Origin of the sequence: Arthrobacter alpinus (assembly GCF_900105965.1) — a bacterium.
Lineage (GTDB): Bacteria > Actinomycetota > Actinomycetes > Actinomycetales > Micrococcaceae > Specibacter > Specibacter alpinus.
The window spans coordinates 3,985,208-4,000,888 of the sequence record NZ_FNTV01000001.1 but is presented as its reverse complement, the minus strand read 5'-3'; the positions used below and the strand labels follow the sequence as shown (position 1 = coordinate 4,000,888).

Here is a 15,681-nt window from a genome sequence, read left to right as displayed (position 1 = left end):
TTACTTCGTCTCCTCAACCGTGATCAGGTGCGGAACCGTGTTGACCATGCCTACGGTCACTGCATCAGCGGTGCGGACAACAGTGTGACCGATACGCTTCAGACCCAGTGAACGAAGGGTATCCTTCTGGAACTGCTTGGCGCCAACGACGCCCCTAACCTGAGTGATTTCCAGCTTGTTCTCGGAAACCTGAACATTCTTCGGTGTAGTCATTACAGACCTGCCTTTTGCATGTTGCGCAACAGCACAGCCGGAGCAACTTCGTCCAAAGGCAGGCCACGGCGAGCCGCAACAGCCTTGGGATCTTCCAGGCCCTTCAAAGCAGCAACAGTTGCGTGAACAATGTTGATGGCGTTTGAGGAACCGAGTGACTTGGACAGCACGTCGTGGATGCCAACGCATTCCAAGATCGCACGAACCGGGCCACCGGCAATAACACCGGTACCAGCAGCAGCCGGGCGCAGCATGACGACGCCTGCGGCGGCCTCACCCTGTACGCGGTGCGGGATGGTCTTGCCGATCATGGGGACGCGGAAGAAGGACTTCTTAGCTTCTTCAACACCCTTGGCGATAGCGGCAGGAACTTCCTTAGCCTTGCCGTAGCCGACGCCAACCAGACCGTTGCCGTCGCCGACGATTACCAGTGCGGTGAAGCTGAAGCGACGACCACCCTTGACAACCTTGGCAACGCGGTTGATGTTGACAACGCGCTCGATGAACTGGCTCTTCTCAGCCTCGCGTCCACCGTCACGACCACCGCGGCCACGGCCGCCGTCGCGACCGCCTTCGCGGCCTCCACGAGCACCGTCGCGACCGCCACGGCCACGAGCGCCATCGGCGCCTGCAGCAGTTTCGGTCTTCGCGGCTGCAGAGTCAGCTGCAGTTGCTTCTGACACAGTGTTCTCCTTGTTGATGTTTTCGGTCACAGTGCCAGACCGCCTTCACGTGCGCCGTCAGCAATAGCTGCGACACGGCCGTGGTAGCGGTTACCGCCACGGTCGAAGACAACAGCTTCGATGCCTGCAGCCTTGGCGCGCTCGGCAACGAGCTCACCAATGCGCTTTGCCTTGGCGGTCTTGTCACCGTCAAATGCGCGCATGTCTGCTTCCAGGGTCGATGCAGACACCAGGGTCAGACCCTGGGTATCATCGATGACCTGAACAAATACGTGGCGAGCTGAACGGTTGACGACCAGCCGCGGACGCACAGTCGTTCCGCTGACGCGCTTGCGAACTCGCAGGTGACGACGGCCGCGTGCTGCGGCCTTGGACTTTCCTCGTACGGATAGTGCCATGGTTACTTACCAGCCTTTCCGACCTTGCGGCGGATGATCTCGCCAGCGTAGCGAACGCCCTTACCCTTGTACGGGTCGGGCTTGCGCAGCTTGCGGATGTTGGCAGCAACTTCGCCCACCTGCTGCTTGCTAATACCTGACACAGAGAGCTTTGTGGGGCTCTCCACTGCCAGTGTGATGCCTTCGGGTGCCTCAATGAGGACCGGGTGGCTGAAGCCCAGAGCGAACTCCAGGTCCTTACCCTTGGCAACTACGCGGTAACCGGTACCAACAATTTCCAGCTTCTTCTCGTAGCCAGCAGTGACACCGATGATCAGGTTGTCAATGAGGGTACGGGTAAGGCCGTGGAGTGAACGCGAGTTGCGCTCATCGTTGGGGCGGCTAACCGTGATGGTGTTCTCTTCGAGAGCAGCCGTGATGGGGCTGGAAATGTTCAATTCCAGCGTTCCCTTCGGGCCCTTGACGGAAACAAGGCTGTCTTCAATCTTGACCTCAACGCCGGCAGGCACGGAGATGGGGAGACGTCCAATACGTGACATAAGTTCTTTCCCTTCTCTCTCTACTACCAGACGTAGGCGAGGACTTCCCCACCCACGCCCTTCTTGGCAGCCTGACGGTCGGTCAAAAGACCTGAAGACGTCGACAGGATAGCGACACCCAAACCACCCAAAACGTTGGGGAGGTTCGTGGACTTTGCGTAAACGCGCAGTCCGGGCTTGGAGATACGGCGCAGGCCAGCGATTGAACGCTCACGTGCGGGACCGTACTTCAAGTCGATGGTCAGCTTCTTGCCAACCTCAGCGTCTTCAACCTTCCAGGCAGAGATGTAACCCTGTGCCTTGAGGATGTCGGCGATGTGGCCTTTAAGCTTGCTAAACGGCATGGACACGGTGTCGTGGTGTGCCGAGTTTGCGTTGCGCAGACGCGTAAGCATGTCTGCGACAGGATCTGTCATTGTCATTTGGGCGCTTGCCCTTCCTCGTAACGGTTTCCTTCGCGTGGTGCCACGGCGTGAAAATTAGATTTCAACGCGGTTCACCCGCAAAACGGACCTGTTACGTAGATTATTTATCTTCGGATTTAAACGGGAAGCCAAGCGCCTTGAGCAGCGCGCGGCCTTCGTCATCGGTCTTGGCTGTGGTCACGACGGTGATGTCCATACCGCGGGGGCGGTCGATGGAATCCTGGTCGATCTCGTGGAACATAACCTGTTCGGTCAGACCGAAGGTGTAGTTTCCGTTGCCGTCAAACTGCTTGCCACTGAGGCCGCGGAAGTCGCGGATACGGGGCAGTGCCAGTGTGACCAAGCGGTCCAGGAATTCCCACATGCGATCTCCACGCAGAGTTGCGTGGCAACCGATCGGCATGCCTTCGCGCAGCTTGAACTGTGCGATGGACTTGCGAGCCTTAGTTACCTGAGGCTTCTGACCGGTGATGGCGGTGAGGTCACGGACGGCGTGGTCGATGAGCTTGGAGTCCTTAGCGGCATCTCCAACACCCATGTTGACAACGACCTTGACCAAGCGCGGAACCTGGTTGACGTTTGAGTACTTGAACTCCTCAACCAAACCAGCCTTGATTTCCGCTGCGTAGCGGCTCTTCAGGCGAGGTGTGATCTTGGGTGTGTTCTCTGCGACTGCGGCGCTCATGCCAGATCCTTCCCCGAGGTCTTGGCGAAGCGAATACGTACTTGACGCTCGCGGCCATCGCGCTCAACGGTTTCGATGCGGTAGCCAACGCGGGTCGGCTTCTTCGTGGACGGGTCCACTACAGCAACGTTGGAGATGTGAATAGGTGCTTCGACGATTTCGATGCCACCAGTGTTGGTGCCACGTTCCGTCTGACCGGCTTTGGTGTGCTTGGTGACGCGGTTTACGCCCTCTACCAACACGCGGTTGGTTTCGGTGTAGACCTTCAGGACCTTGCCCTGCTTGCCACGGTCGCCGCCACGTTCTGCCTTGGCGCCTGTGATGACCTGAACCAGGTCACCCTTCTTGATCTTTGCCATAAGTTACAGCACCTCCGGAGCCAACGAGATGATCTTCATGAACTTCTTGTCACGAAGTTCACGGCCAACCGGGCCGAAGATACGGGTACCGCGGGGGTCCCCGTCAGCTTTGAGAATGACAGCTGCATTCTCATCGAACTTGATGTAGGAACCATCCGCACGGCGGCGTTCCTTCTTGGTACGAACGATGACAGCCTTGACGACGTCACCCTTCTTTACGTTACCGCCGGGAATTGCATCCTTGACGGTGGCGACAATGGTGTCACCGATGCCTGCGTAGCGGCGCCCAGATCCACCGAGAACGCGGATGGTCAAGATTTCCTTGGCCCCCGTGTTGTCGGCGATCTTAAGCCGCGACTCCTGCTGAATCACTAGTATCTCCTGTTCGTCGCGCCGGTTCTTGGCCATAAGCTATCTATGGATAAGCCTTGCGGAACGTATTGTTCGGGATGTCTCTCGACGTGCCTGGATTTTGCCAAAACACGCCTAAACGTTTCATGCCAACTGCACTTTCCGCTCCAGTCATGTGCGTGAAGATTTTCACGCTCTGGAGGGCAGTTTGAAGTGGCACGAGACATTTACGAGTAAATTGCGCACTCAACTGCCGCAACCGTAGACGGTCGCACAGAAAAAGCGCAGCAATAAACAATCCTAGCACGACGCCGATACCACAAGTTACGCCGCCGTCCTACCAAACGCGTTAGCTGGGGCACACATTCGTGCCCGATCATGTGACTGCCGGCTTCAGCGAGTCAGGACCACCGACGTCGGGCGTTAAACGACGTTGGGCCCATCACCTTGCGGTAATGGGCCCAACGTTTTAGTTCACAGTTTCAACCAAATGGCAGAAGTGCTTACTTAGCCTTCTCTACGATCTCAACCAGGCGGAAACGCTTGGTTGCGGAGAGCGGGCGGGTCTCGCTGATGACGACCAGGTCGCCGATGCCGGCGCTGTTCTCTTCATCGTGAGCCTTGATCTTCTTGTTGCGGCGAAGAACCTTACCGTAAAGAGCATGCTTTACGCGGTCTTCAACCTCAACAACGATGGTCTTATCCATCTTGTCGGAGACAACGTAACCGCGCAGTTTCTTGCGCTCGTTACGGACAACAGTCTCCGCGCCAGTTTCGGTGTTGTTTACAGAATCGCTCACTTGGCGTCCTCCTCGGATGTTTCAGCCTTCTTGGAGGCCTTCTTGGCTTCCTTGTCAGCCTTCTTGGAGGCCTTCTCCACGGGTGCTGCGGCAACGACGTCCGGGCGAATGCCCAGCTCGCGCTCACGCAATACTGTGTAGATACGGGCGATGTCGCGCTTTACAACGCGCAGGCGACCGTGGCCTTCCAGCTGGCCGGTAGCCGACTGGAAGCGCAAGTTGAACAGTTCTTCCTTAGCCTTACGGAGTTCTTCAACAAGACGTGCATTGTCGAACCCATCAAGCTGTGCAGGGGCAAGTTCCTTGGAACCAATTGACATCTCTACTCACCACCTTCGCGACGCACAATGCGTGCTTTCAACGGCAGCTTGTGGATTGCCAGGCGCAATGCCTCGCGTGCTACCTCTTCTGATACACCGGAGAGTTCGAAGAGAACACGACCCGGCTTGACATTTGCAATCCACCACTCGGGTGAACCCTTACCGGAACCCATGCGGGTTTCGGCAGGCTTCTTCGTCAAGGGACGGTCAGGGTAGATGTTGATCCACACCTTTCCGCCACGCTTGATGTGACGAGTCATGGCGATACGAGCGGACTCGATCTGACGGTTGGTTACGTATGCCGGCGAAAGAGCCTGAATGCCCCACTCACCAAACGAAACCGTGGTGCCGCCAGTAGCCTGCCCGGAACGACCCGGGTGGTGCTGCTTGCGGTGCTTTACTCGACGTGGGATAAGCATTTAAGCCTCTCCTCCTTCTGCTGCCGGAGCTGCAGCTACAGGAGCCTCAACCGCGGCAGCAGCCTCGGTGCGCTCAGGACGGTCGTTACGACGACGGTCGCCACCGGCGCGAGGGCCGCGGTTTCCGCGGTCATCGCCGTCACGGCGCGGGCCACGGCCACGTGCAGGAGCAGCAGCTGCCTGAGCAGCCAGTTCCTTGCTCGTGACATCGCCCTTGTAGATCCAGACCTTGACACCAATACGGCCGAACACGGTCTTGGCTTCGAAGAAGCCGTAATCGATGTTGGCACGCAGGGTGTGCAGGGGCACACGACCTTCGCGGTAGAACTCGGTGCGTGACATTTCAGCGCCACCCAAGCGACCAGCACAAGCGACACGGATGCCCTTGACGCTGCCGGTGCGCTGTGCGGACTGCATGGCCTTCTTCATTGCGCGGCGGAAAGCCACACGTGAAGTCAGCTGCTCAGCGATGCCCTGGGCAACGAGCTGAGCGTCAGCTTCCGGGTTCTTGACTTCCAAGATGTTCAGCTGAACCTGCTTGCCGGTGAGCTTTTCGAGCTCGCCGCGAATGCGGTCTGCTTCTGCTCCACGACGACCGATAACAATACCGGGGCGTGCGGTGTGGATATCCACACGTACACGGTCACGGGTGCGCTCGATCTCAACCTTGGAAATACCGGCGCGGTCCATGCCCGTGGACATGAGTGCGCGGATCTGGATGTCTTCTTTTACGAAGTCCTTGTAGCGCTGACCGGGCTTGTTGCTGTCCGCGAACCAGTGTGAACGGTGGTCCGTGGTGATCCCGAGACGGAACCCGTGCGGGTTTACTTTCTGTCCCACTTAGCGAGCCTCCTCTTTCTCGGGTGTCGCAACAACCACTGTGACGTGGCTGGTGCGCTTCTTGATCTGGAATGCACGGCCCTGTGCTCGCGGCTGGAACCGCTTCATGGTGGGGCCTTCATCAACGAAGATCTCGCTGATGTACAGATCGTTCTCGTTGAACGCGATGCTGTCGCGATCTGCCAGAACGCGGGCGTTAGCCACTGCGGACTGGACTACCTTGAATACCGGCTCCGAAGCTGCCTGTGGGGCAAACTTCAAAATCGCCAATGCCTCATTCGCCTGCTTGCCACGAATCAGGTTGACGACGCGCCGGGCCTTCATAGGCGTTACGCGCAGATGACGCGCACTTGCCTTGGCTTCCATTGCTATCTCTCTCTCGTCTTAGCCGTAAATGCAGGCGCCTAGCGGCGCTTGCCCTTACGGTCGTCCTTAACATGGCCGCGGAATGTCCGCGTGAGGGCGAATTCGCCGAGCTTGTGCCCGACCATCGACTCGGTTACAAACACGGGGATGTGCTTGCGACCATCGTGCACGGCGATCGTGTGACCCAACATATCGGGGACGATCATCGAGCGGCGGGACCAGGTCTTAATTACGTTCTTGGTTCCATTTTCGTTCTCCCGAGCTACCTTTACAAAGAGGTGCTGGTCAACGAAGGGACCCTTCTTCAGGCTACGTGGCATGTCTCCAGGCTCCTATCGCTTGTTCTTGCCAGTACGGCGGCGACGAACAATCAGCTTGTCGCTCTCTTTGTTGGGACGGCGGGTACGGCCTTCACGCTTACCGTTCGGGTTAACCGGGTGACGTCCACCGGAGGTCTTACCTTCACCACCACCATGCGGGTGATCGACCGGGTTCATGACAACACCGCGGACGGTCGGGCGTACGCCCTTCCAGCGCATACGGCCAGCCTTACCCCAGTTGATGTTGGACTGCTCAGCGTTGCCAACTTCGCCGATGGTCGCGCGGCAGCGCGCATCAACGTTGCGGATTTCGCCGGAGGGCAGACGCAGCTGGGCGAACTTGCCTTCCTTGGCGACGAGCTGAACCGAAGCACCAGCCGAACGAGCCATCTTGGCACCGCCACCGGGACGCAGCTCCACAGCGTGGATAACAGTACCCACGGGGATGTTGCGCAACGGAAGGTTGTTGCCAGGCTTGATATCAGCTGCGGGGCCGGCTTCTACGAAGTCTCCCTGGCTGAGCTTGTTCGGTGCGATGATGTAACGCTTGGTGCCATCAACGTAGTGCAGGAGGGCAATGCGAGCGGTGCGGTTGGGATCGTATTCGATCTCAGCAACGCGTGCGTTTACGCCATCCTTGTCGTGACGACGGAAGTCAATCAGGCGGTACTGGCGCTTGTGGCCACCACCCTTGTGACGAGTCGTGATACGACCGGTGTTGTTACGGCCACCCTTTTTGGGCAGGGGACGAACCAGAGACTTCTCCGGAGTCGACCGCGTGATTTCTGTGAAGTCGGCAACGCTCGAGCCGCGACGGCCCGGGGTTGTCGGCTTGTATTTACGGATTCCCATAGTTTATTTCCTCGTTAAAGTGGTCTCCGCTTATGAAAGCGGACCGCCGAAGATGTCGATCGTGCCCTCGCGGAGGGAGACAATTGCGCGCTTGGTGCTCTTACGCTGTCCCCATCCGAACTTGGTGCGCTTGCGCTTACCGGCACGGTTGATGGTGTTGATCGTGTCGACCTTGACGGAGAAAATCTTCTCCACGGCCAGCTTGATCTCGGTCTTGTTCGAGCGAGGGTCAACCAAGAAGGTGTACTTACCTTCGTCGATCAAGCCGTAGCTCTTTTCCGAGACGACGGGTGCAAGCACTACGTCGCGCGGATCCTTGATTGTGACGGCGCTCACTTGGCGTCCTCCTCAATAGTCTGGGCAGCTTCGCCACCGGCGGGAACAAAGCCAGCGGCCTTGGCTTCCTCAACCGTTGAGAACCAAACCTCGGCCACAGTGGCGTCGTACCAGCGTGAACCAGGCACGTGGTACTTCATGGAGTCCTTGTTGCCCTTGATGGTGCCTTCGGCGTCATCAGCTGCATCTTCGGAAACCAAGTCCTCAACCAGCAGCATGCTGGAAGCGAAAGCCTCAGCAGCGGCACGGCCCGAGACGAAAACGTCGTAGGCAGCCTTGGTGAAGACGATGTCATCAGAAACGAGCACGTCATAGGTGTTGAGCTGGTCAACGTACAGAACGTGAAGGTTGGTGATGTTACGTACGCTCAGTGCAGTGGCGTCGTTGGCGCGCTCGATGACAACCAGCAGGTTCCTGCGAGTTGTAACGGCGGCCAAAACAGCCTTTGCAGCCTTGGTGGACGGCGTGGTGCCGGAAACCAATTCAGCGATAACGTGAATGCGGCCGTTGCGTGCGCGGTCAGAGAGGGCGCCGCGGAGAGCTGCAGCCTTCATCTTCTTGGGCGTGCGCTGGCTGTAATCGCGAGGGGTCGGACCGTGGACAACGCCACCGCCGGTCATGTGAGGGGCGCGGATAGAACCCTGACGGGCGCGGCCGGTACCCTTCTGTGCATGCGGCTTACGGCCTGCACCAGAAACTTCGGCGCGGGTCTTGGTCTTGTGGGTACCCTGACGGGCGGCAGCGAGCTGAGCTACGACAACCTGGTGCAACAGCGGCACGTTGGTCTGTACGTCGAAGATCTCTGCGGGCAGATCTACTTTGACAGTAGTCATTTACTTATGCTCCCTTCACGGCGGCGCGTACGAATACGACCTGGCCGCGGGCGCCGGGGACGGCACCCTTGATCAGCAGCAGCGACTTCTCGGCGTCAACACCGTGAACCGTGAGGTTCATGGTGGTTACGCGCTCGGCACCCATACGGCCTGCCATGCGCATACCCTTGAAAACGCGGCCAGGGGTGGACGCGCCACCGATGGAACCGGGCTTGCGGTGGTTCTTGTGTGCACCGTGCGAGGCCGGAGCACCCTTGAAGCCGTGACGCTTCATGACACCGGCGAAGCCCTTACCCTTTGAAGTGCCGACGACGTCGACCTTCTGGCCGGCTTCGAAGATCTCAACGGAGAGCTCCTGGCCGAGGGTGTAGGTGTCAGCATCTTCGGTGCGCAGCTCGACGACGTGGCGGCGAGGCGTGACGCCTGCCTTTGCGAAGTGACCAGCCAAGGGCTTGGTTACCTTACGAGGATCGATCTGGCCGTAGCCGATCTGGATCGCTACATAGCCATCTACCTCTGCGTTGCGCAGCTGGGTGATGACGTTGGAGTCGGCCTGGACGACGGTTACGGGAACAAGCAAGTTGTTCTCGTCCCAGACCTGGGTCATGCCGAGCTTCGTGCCCAGGATGCCCTTAGTGTTTCGGGTCGCGGTCATAGTTTCTCAGCACCTCCCTACAGTTTGATTTCGATGTTCACGTCGGCCGGCAGGTCGAGACGCATAAGCGAATCAACTGCCTTCGGCGTGGGATCGATGATGTCGATTAGACGCTTGTGCGTGCGCATTTCAAAGTGCTCGCGGCTGTCCTTGTACTTGTGAGGTGAACGAATTACGCAGTAAATGTTCTTCTCGGTGGGCAGCGGCACAGGGCCTACTACCGTTGCGCCTGCGCGCGTGACCGTCTCAACGATCTTCCGGGCTGAAACATCAATAACCTCGTGGTCATATGACTTCAGCCGGATGCGGATTTTTTGTCCCGCCATGGCGTCGTGACTCTCTTTCCTGTAACGAAGCATCCTGTAGGAGCAATGCTGTTGACGTAAACGCTGTTTACTTTTCCGGGTTCATATGTGGCACTCACAGCCACGCTCCCAATGAACTGAATCCGGATAATTCCGGGTTCCTCAATCCATCGAAGCTCCGACCCCCGCGGTCGGGCGTGTCGCGGATAATTCGCGCACGTACCCGCACCTATGATGCGAAGGAAGGTTATGTTTGGGCTTTAGCTTGGACCCTGCACCGAGCATTATCTCGGTCGGGACTCGAAAAAGCACTTGAACAACTCAATAAGTATGCCGGATTCCGCGCCAGAACGCCAATCCGGGGTGGCGTGGGCTTGCTTACTTTAACCGCGCGACTCGGACCGAACCGGGCCATCAGCGCCACTTCCACTCCCTTCACGAGCGTGAGAGGCTGCAATCGTGAGCAAAGTCACTAAAAATATCAACGGGTCAGTGTCCTCTGCAAGCGCGGCGATCGCCGCTCTCCCCACACGGAGAGTGGGCGGGCGATGGGTTACATTCTTCGCGCTGAGCTGGTTTGGGGTCTGGATTGCGCAGCTGACACCCGTGCAATTGCTCCTTCCGCTACAGCTTGAAGAGTTGCTGGCCACGACGGATTGGATCCAGAACGTGCTCGGTTTCGGCACGATCTCTGGGATTGCTGGTGCATTTGCGCTGGTTGCCTACCCCCTAACCGGCGCCTTGTCCGACCGCACCACGTCCCGCTTTGGCCGACGACGACCCTGGATTGCTGCCGGCACGGCAGGATTCGCCGTCTCCTTGCTGTTCTTGGGATTTCAGCATTCCCTGGTGGGAATCGGGGTCTGCTGGGTAGCTGCAGGCATCTTCTTCTGCGTACTCACGGCGGCTCTCACCGCCGCCATTTCCGATCAAGTCCCCGTCAACCAACGTGGCTACGTCTCAGGATGGATTTCGGCACCACAGGCTATGGGCATCATTGCCGGGTTAGTCCTTGTGACGACATTGGGGCTCGGGACGTTTGGTGGCTACACCCTCATGGCCGCCCTGCTCGTGATTCTGGTGCTGCCGTTCCTGTTGCTCGTCCCGGACGCGGTCCTGCCGCGAGGGGTTGTGTCTCCACTTACGTGGCGTTCACTGCTTGAGGGAATGTGGATCAGCCCCCGGGCCTTTCCCGACTTCGGTTGGACGCTCCTGAGCCGGGTACTGGTCAACCTCGGCAATGCCTTTGGCACAAGTTTGCTGTTGTACTTCCTGATGTACGGCCTGCAAGTTGCCGATGCCGAGGGTTCGCTCATTCTCCTGACACTGGTGTACATGGTTTTTGTGATCGCAGCATCCCTCTGGCTTGGCCGGCTCTCGGACAGGCTGGGACGACGTCGGGTCTTCGTCTTTTTCGCGTCGGTGCTGCAAGCCACGGCCGCACTGATCCTCGCCTTCGTCCCCACGCTGGGCGCGGCCACGTTCGCCGCCGCCCTGCTGGGCTTGGGCTACGGCTGCTTCCTGTCCGTGGATCAGGCCCTGGCCACAGAGGTCCTGCCAGACCAGCTCTCTCGGGGCAAGGACCTCGGCATCATGAACATCGCGCTTACCGTGCCGCAAGCCTTTGCTCCAATGTTGGGTGCGGTACTGGTTAGCCTGTCAGGAGGGTTCACGCTGCTCTTTCTTGTTTCGGGCATCACGGCTTTGGCCGGGGCCCTAGCCGTGGGGCAGGTCCGGAGCGTCAGATAGCACCTGCGTGGGTACGGGGGCGCCGTCGGCCGGCTTCTTGCGGTTCAGGCGCCAGATGGCGAATCCAATCAACCCCAACGCTAGGAGTGCAAGCATTATGTAGGTGAATCCACGCAGATACCACAGCACTGCGGTCGCAACTCCGATGGCACCCCAAATGGTGAAGACACGTTCGTCCAGACTCAAACCAACTGCCAAGAGTGCAACGAAGACCAGCAGCGAGATAAGTTGCTGGAGTGTGTCTCCGCTGTAGATGGTCAACACTGCAGCAAAGCTTGCTACGGTCGCAGCGCCGAGCAGCAAACCCTTCCCAGCCTCTTGCTGCTGCCCCAGGTAGCGGATGACGGCCAGGCCACCCAAGGCAAACGCACACCACAGCACGGCCCAGAACAAGCCCAGGTCGACGTATTTGGAGCATGCAACAAACCACACACCTGCGCAGCCAACAACGCTCGCGTCAACGGCGAGGCGTCGCAAGGCAGCGGGTGCCTCCACGCAGGTCAACACGGCCACAAGAGTAAAGGCGCACGCCCCAAGGAGGATCACATCGTTGTCGAACATGGACCACAACGCAAAGAACACGCCTCCGGCCAACGCCGTGCCAACAAGGCTGCCGCGTTGAATCTGACGATCATCGGCCAAGTCAAGGGAAAGCAACCGCACTACGTACAGGGTCCCTAGAAGCACTGCGAATCCGGCAAGGGCGGAGTAGCCGGGACTTGCAGACAGATCGAGTACCTGAGCCCTAAACAGCACAGCTGCCAGCAGTACCATCAGCGATCCCGGTAGGGTCAGCCACGGCAGCTTCATGAGATGGGCACCCACAATGAGGGCCAGTCCGGCTACCAACCACATCCCGGCAAAGATTCCGGTCGCGGCCTCGCTATCAACAACGCACGCCGTGACAAGGAAGCAGCCAGTGGCAACGATCCAGTACCAGCGCATTTCCGTGGTCTTGGGCGTGTACAGGCACCGCCACGCTATGACGGCAACCGTCAAGGCAAGGAGAATCAGCGCCGTAGCACCGGGCCACAGTACAGGGGCCATGACGGCGGCCCCTCCCATAACCGCAACGAGTGCCATAAATGAAGCCCCTCGCTGCTTCAGAAGCGCCTGCGCAACAAGGGATGTCACTGCCAGGACAAGCAGCTCAACGGCCACAACCCAGCGCAGCGCGCCGCCCGGAGAGCCAAATCCGCCTGAGGCGAGGTGGTAGGTCACAGGAACCAAAGTCTGCGCGGTCAAGAGCAGCCAGAGGCTTGCCCACAAGAAATTAGCTTCGCCCACCGCAGCATTGAAGCGACCCTGCTGCCCAGCGATGTATTGCAGGACCACCTGCGCCAGCAAGGCACAGGTGAGGGCAAGGGAAACAATGGCAAGGTCCGCGGTCATCTCACGGACCAGAACACCAACAAGAACCGTAACGCTCACCCGAGTCAGCAGGAAGTGCGCACCCCTGACCAGTGGCCCTGAGCTCTTGGCAGCGAGCACCGCTGAGACCGCGAGGATGAAAGCCAACACAATCGCCAGCTGCGGCCTGTGCGCAATACTGCACAGGGCCAAAGCAATCATGGCAGCGGGTGCCGCCCAGACAGCCGACGCCGCAGGATCCCGATGCGTGGTCGCAGCCACGGCAAGAACTCCCACTGCGGCCGTGACCACCGCAAAAACCACCAAGGTGGTCCACAAACCGGTTGGCTGCCAGATGACGCTGAGGACACCCGTGACAGCAACTGCCGACAAAGTGACGTACACGTCCACTGGCAGTCCGGGGATGTTGTGTCCGCTCCGGACCGCTCCGGTAAGAATCGCCAGGTGCACAACCATGGCCAGCAGCAGGACTAGTCCCAGACTCAGCTCTGTGTCACCGATTTCGGCCTGCGGATCTTTCTCGACCCACAGCTGGAACAATGCCACCACCAGCAGCATCCAGACGCCCCGAGCACCCCACCAGTACAACCAGCGATGCCCAGTCTGGTCCGAGCGGAGCAGTCGCAGCCCAGCGATGATCAGGTAGCCCATGGTGGCTGCCCACGCGACGCTGGCTCCGCTTGCGGCAAAGACCGGTCCCGTGAAGAGTGCAACAACAATAAAGTACGACGGCGCCAGCACCTCCGCGCCGACCCAACCACCCTGTCGCGGTAGCGCGCTCAAGGAATGCAATGCCACAGCAATCGCCATGACCACCGCCGTCACGAGGAACTCAACCCGGAGCATTTCCATCACCGCAGGGTCGGGGGTTTCAGACAGCTTCTCATTGAAATAGAGCACCGAAAGCACAGCTACCAGGAACGTGCCGGTCAGCGTCCAAGCAGCAGCCGAGTACTTGGTGATGGGATTCGCGGCATCCACCCTCGTCAGGAGGGTGTCTGCAGCCAGCTGCAGAGCCGAGACAACTGCTGTCACGGCGATGATCAGGTGTGCCTTGCCCGGGTATTCCGGAACGAAGGTGGCCAGCACCGAGGCCACAAGCGCCGTCGCTAGAATCCTGGCCACGACCAGCATGGCCTGTTTGAGGACCCCGGAGGCAGCTCGGAGATACCTAAGCGTGGAATAGCAGAGGGAGACCGCCAAAATTGCGGTCCAGCCTCCGGCTGTCAGAAAGGGAGAAAACAACAGGACTGCGCCCAGCGCCGGCAAGGGGAACCACTCGCCACGGGGTAGGAACGCAGGAACGGCCTCCATGGATACCACCAAGGCCACGCCAACCCCCACGGCGGCAAGGGGCACTTCTCCCCCGTTGCCCTCCCGCACCCAATACCAACCAAGGCTCCAGAGCAAAGAACCAGCAGTCAGGGCCGGAATGCTCCCCCAAACGTCCCAGCGCGCCCACTCGGCGCTCCTCAGGTAAGCGCCAATGCGCTCGTGTGCATAGGAGATGAGCAGGATCTGAATGGCAATGACCACCGTAAACGCGCCAGCGGCCCAGGCCAGCTCCGGTTGCATCATCCAACCAATGAAGGGCGCCGCGAGTGTGAGTGAAACCCGCAAGCCAACGTAGTTGAATCGCTTTAGGGAGGGCATGGAAATGAAGGTCATGACCGCGTAGAAGATTGCGCCTGCGACAAGGACCAGGGCGTGATCAGCAGCATTCAGCGACAGCCCAAAGGCCAATGAACCGGCCAAGCCCACCGGGGTAAACCAAGGCCCCAGATCTGAGAGTGGCTTTGCGTACAGTCCCAGTCCGCCGCTGCCGTTGGCGGCGCGTCGCTTCAGGAGATAGCCAGCTAGTGACAGTAGTGCGGAGAAGACAATAAGAGCCGTAAAGTACCAGGCCAACGCGGCGCCCAGAACAGCAACTGAAGACCAGGCCGTGGACAATAGGAACGCTAGGGAAAGGTAAACCACGAGACGACTGTTCAGTTGCACAGCCGCCACGACATAGGCAACAGTGCCTATCAGTGAGGTCAGCAGCCACACGAACGGCGCCTCAGGAAAACCAAGGTTGTAGGTGGCAAGGCCCGCAAAAGGAATGATTGCCAACGCCGTACCAGTGAATGCCACAGCCGCGGGCTTGAGCCGGGCAATCCTGCTGTGGAGAACAAGCCCCGCCACATAGAAAAGCGCCGTGCCGGCCCAGACCCCGAAAAGACGAACAGGAACCGGTACGTTGCTTCCCACGAAGAGGGCCGCAGCCGCCACCATCAAGAGACTCGCAACATACAAGGTGATATTGATATTCTGGTTCTCCCGCTTGGCCTTCCGCGCTGCGGCGGCCTCTGGGCTGAGCGGCTTGGCGGGCTGAGTCGCCATCTGCACGGGATAGACAGGATTGAACGTCTGCCCCACGGGCATGGGCCGTGGCTCCGGCAATAGGTGTTGCTGCTGAACCGCAGGAGTCGGCGCGATCGGCGTTTGCTGAGGCCCGGGAGGAGCCGGCTGCACCGGTGTGCCGTGCCCGAAAGCAGGAGACGTGGGCATCACGTTGGGTGGCTGCTTGACGGCAAGGGGAACCGCGGTCACCTGGGCCTGCGCCGCAAGGGCATCCTTCCACCCGGCGAGGTGGCCTTCCAGATAGCCCTGGCGGTATGCCTCGGCGAGACCCACATTTATCTGTTGCTGAACGGGCAGCCCCGGTTGCTCTTGCTGACTCATGCGATTCCCCTACTCACGGTGAACTCTCAGTTTAGGGCACGTGGTTCTAAAATAGAGTAGTTACGCCATCGATTGTGGATAACCGTCTTGTTCGGCGAGAATGCACGGCCTGATCCACGGAGCACAAAAAGAAGGGCC

The 15,681-nt window shown here is 59.3% G+C and carries 21 protein-coding genes and 1 pseudogene; 1 reads left to right on the top strand and 21 read right to left on the bottom strand.

Features of this window, described 5'->3' with window-relative positions:
* The 20 genes and pseudogenes from rpmD to rpsJ all read right to left on the bottom strand — a co-directional run bounded on the left by rpmD (position 1) and on the right by rpsJ (position 9,720).
* Positions 1–213 carry a 50S ribosomal protein L30 gene (rpmD, locus tag BLV41_RS18325; protein WP_044576458.1) on the bottom strand — a complete coding sequence of 71 codons (213 nt, stop codon included), beginning with the start codon at positions 211–213 and terminating at the stop codon, positions 1–3.
* A complete protein-coding gene (gene rpsE / locus BLV41_RS18320; protein ID WP_170835497.1) occupies positions 213–896 on the bottom strand; it encodes a 30S ribosomal protein S5 in 684 nt (227 codons plus the stop codon). The genes rpmD and rpsE overlap by 1 nt, the downstream gene beginning before the upstream one ends.
* A gap of 26 nt (positions 897–922) precedes the next feature.
* Positions 923–1,294: a 50S ribosomal protein L18 gene (gene rplR / locus BLV41_RS18315; RefSeq protein WP_044576453.1), complete on the bottom strand. Its 372-nt coding sequence runs from the start codon at positions 1,292–1,294 to the stop codon at positions 923–925.
* A gap of 2 nt (positions 1,295–1,296) precedes the next feature.
* Positions 1,297–1,833, bottom strand: a complete 537-nt coding sequence (rplF, locus tag BLV41_RS18310) for a 50S ribosomal protein L6 (RefSeq protein WP_044576450.1) — start codon at positions 1,831–1,833, stop codon at positions 1,297–1,299.
* Positions 1,834–1,856: 23 nt separating this feature from the next.
* Complete coding sequence (rpsH, locus tag BLV41_RS18305; protein ID WP_044576448.1) at positions 1,857–2,255, bottom strand: 30S ribosomal protein S8; 399 nt, start codon at positions 2,253–2,255, stop codon at positions 1,857–1,859.
* Between the two features lie 103 nt (positions 2,256–2,358).
* The gene (gene rplE, locus BLV41_RS18300) at positions 2,359–2,943 is read right to left on the bottom strand and encodes a 50S ribosomal protein L5 (protein ID WP_044576445.1); all 585 of its coding nucleotides are present in this window, start codon (positions 2,941–2,943) and stop codon (positions 2,359–2,361) included.
* Positions 2,940–3,302, bottom strand: a complete 363-nt coding sequence (gene rplX, locus BLV41_RS18295; protein WP_044576442.1) for a 50S ribosomal protein L24 — start codon at positions 3,300–3,302, stop codon at positions 2,940–2,942. Before rplX ends, rplE begins: the two co-directional genes overlap by 4 nt.
* A gap of 3 nt (positions 3,303–3,305) precedes the next feature.
* Positions 3,306–3,674, bottom strand: a complete 369-nt coding sequence (rplN, locus tag BLV41_RS18290) for a 50S ribosomal protein L14 (RefSeq protein ID WP_044576718.1) — start codon at positions 3,672–3,674, stop codon at positions 3,306–3,308.
* Between the two features lie 482 nt (positions 3,675–4,156).
* Positions 4,157–4,453 (bottom strand): 30S ribosomal protein S17, encoded by a 297-nt coding sequence (rpsQ, locus tag BLV41_RS18285; RefSeq protein WP_044576439.1) that lies wholly within the window; start codon positions 4,451–4,453, stop codon positions 4,157–4,159.
* Complete coding sequence (gene rpmC / locus BLV41_RS18280) at positions 4,450–4,773, bottom strand: 50S ribosomal protein L29 (RefSeq protein WP_044576436.1); 324 nt, start codon at positions 4,771–4,773, stop codon at positions 4,450–4,452. The genes rpsQ and rpmC overlap by 4 nt, the downstream gene beginning before the upstream one ends.
* Positions 4,774–4,775: 2 nt before the next feature.
* On the bottom strand, positions 4,776–5,192 hold the full coding sequence (gene rplP / locus BLV41_RS18275; protein ID WP_038464683.1) for a 50S ribosomal protein L16: 417 nt from the start codon (positions 5,190–5,192) through the stop codon (positions 4,776–4,778).
* Positions 5,193–6,032 (bottom strand): 30S ribosomal protein S3, encoded by an 840-nt coding sequence (gene rpsC / locus BLV41_RS18270; RefSeq protein ID WP_044576434.1) that lies wholly within the window; start codon positions 6,030–6,032, stop codon positions 5,193–5,195.
* Complete coding sequence (gene rplV, locus BLV41_RS18265) at positions 6,033–6,398, bottom strand: 50S ribosomal protein L22 (RefSeq protein WP_044576432.1); 366 nt, start codon at positions 6,396–6,398, stop codon at positions 6,033–6,035.
* 38 nt (positions 6,399–6,436) lie between these two features.
* Complete coding sequence (rpsS, locus tag BLV41_RS18260) at positions 6,437–6,718, bottom strand: 30S ribosomal protein S19 (protein WP_038464689.1); 282 nt, start codon at positions 6,716–6,718, stop codon at positions 6,437–6,439.
* Positions 6,719–6,730: 12 nt separating this feature from the next.
* Positions 6,731–7,570, bottom strand: coding sequence for a 50S ribosomal protein L2 (gene rplB, locus BLV41_RS18255; protein WP_044576428.1), 840 nt, complete (start codon positions 7,568–7,570; stop codon positions 6,731–6,733).
* 30 nt (positions 7,571–7,600) lie between these two features.
* Entirely contained in the window at positions 7,601–7,906 is a 306-nt protein-coding gene (rplW, locus tag BLV41_RS18250) for a 50S ribosomal protein L23 (RefSeq protein ID WP_044576426.1), read from the bottom strand.
* A complete protein-coding gene (locus BLV41_RS23170) occupies positions 7,903–8,067 on the bottom strand; it encodes a sunset domain-containing protein (protein ID WP_476726844.1) in 165 nt (54 codons plus the stop codon). Before BLV41_RS23170 ends, rplW begins: the two co-directional genes overlap by 4 nt.
* 6 nt (positions 8,068–8,073) lie before the next feature.
* Positions 8,074–8,739: pseudogene (gene rplD, locus BLV41_RS18245) on the bottom strand (50S ribosomal protein L4); the annotation flags it as partial.
* A 4-nt stretch (positions 8,740–8,743) separates the two neighbouring features.
* Complete coding sequence (rplC, locus tag BLV41_RS18240; protein WP_044576422.1) at positions 8,744–9,394, bottom strand: 50S ribosomal protein L3; 651 nt, start codon at positions 9,392–9,394, stop codon at positions 8,744–8,746.
* Between the two features lie 17 nt (positions 9,395–9,411).
* On the bottom strand, positions 9,412–9,720 hold the full coding sequence (rpsJ, locus tag BLV41_RS18235; RefSeq protein ID WP_038464699.1) for a 30S ribosomal protein S10: 309 nt from the start codon (positions 9,718–9,720) through the stop codon (positions 9,412–9,414).
* A 438-nt stretch (positions 9,721–10,158) separates the two neighbouring features.
* Between rpsJ and BLV41_RS18230 the strand changes: the two genes are divergently transcribed.
* The gene (locus BLV41_RS18230; protein ID WP_244516964.1) at positions 10,159–11,448 is read left to right on the top strand and encodes an MFS transporter; all 1,290 of its coding nucleotides are present in this window, start codon (positions 10,159–10,161) and stop codon (positions 11,446–11,448) included.
* On the opposite strand, the gene BLV41_RS18225 is transcribed toward BLV41_RS18230, so the two are convergent.
* A complete protein-coding gene (locus tag BLV41_RS18225; protein WP_074712853.1) occupies positions 11,416–15,543 on the bottom strand; it encodes a hypothetical protein in 4,128 nt (1,375 codons plus the stop codon). The two genes, BLV41_RS18230 and BLV41_RS18225, sit on opposite strands and share 33 nt — an antisense overlap.
* Positions 15,544–15,681: the final 138 nt, after the last annotated feature.

Coding starts and splice junctions, on each gene's coding strand:
- rplV (WP_044576432.1), bottom strand. CDS start 6,398: ATGGAAGCCAAGGCAAGTGCGCGTCATCTGCGCGTAACGCCTATGAAG.
- rpsH (WP_044576448.1), bottom strand. CDS start 2,255: ATGACAATGACAGATCCTGTCGCAGACATGCTTACGCGTCTGCGCAAC.
- rplR (WP_044576453.1), bottom strand. CDS start 1,294: ATGGCACTATCCGTACGAGGAAAGTCCAAGGCCGCAGCACGCGGCCGT.
- BLV41_RS18225 (WP_074712853.1), bottom strand. CDS start 15,543: ATGAGTCAGCAAGAGCAACCGGGGCTGCCCGTTCAGCAACAGATAAAT.
- rplX (WP_044576442.1), bottom strand. CDS start 3,302: ATGGCAAAGATCAAGAAGGGTGACCTGGTTCAGGTCATCACAGGCGCC.
- rplC (WP_044576422.1), bottom strand. CDS start 9,394: ATGACCGCGACCCGAAACACTAAGGGCATCCTGGGCACGAAGCTCGGC.
- rpmC (WP_044576436.1), bottom strand. CDS start 4,773: ATGTCAATTGGTTCCAAGGAACTTGCCCCTGCACAGCTTGATGGGTTC.
- rplB (WP_044576428.1), bottom strand. CDS start 7,570: ATGGGAATCCGTAAATACAAGCCGACAACCCCGGGCCGTCGCGGCTCG.
- rpsS (WP_038464689.1), bottom strand. CDS start 6,718: ATGCCACGTAGCCTGAAGAAGGGTCCCTTCGTTGACCAGCACCTCTTT.
- rpsJ (WP_038464699.1), bottom strand. CDS start 9,720: ATGGCGGGACAAAAAATCCGCATCCGGCTGAAGTCATATGACCACGAG.
- rplF (WP_044576450.1), bottom strand. CDS start 1,833: ATGTCACGTATTGGACGTCTCCCCATCTCCGTGCCTGCCGGCGTTGAG.
- rplE (WP_044576445.1), bottom strand. CDS start 2,943: ATGAGCGCCGCAGTCGCAGAGAACACACCCAAGATCACACCTCGCCTG.
- rpmD (WP_044576458.1), bottom strand. CDS start 213: ATGACTACACCGAAGAATGTTCAGGTTTCCGAGAACAAGCTGGAAATC.
- rplP (WP_038464683.1), bottom strand. CDS start 5,192: ATGCTTATCCCACGTCGAGTAAAGCACCGCAAGCAGCACCACCCGGGT.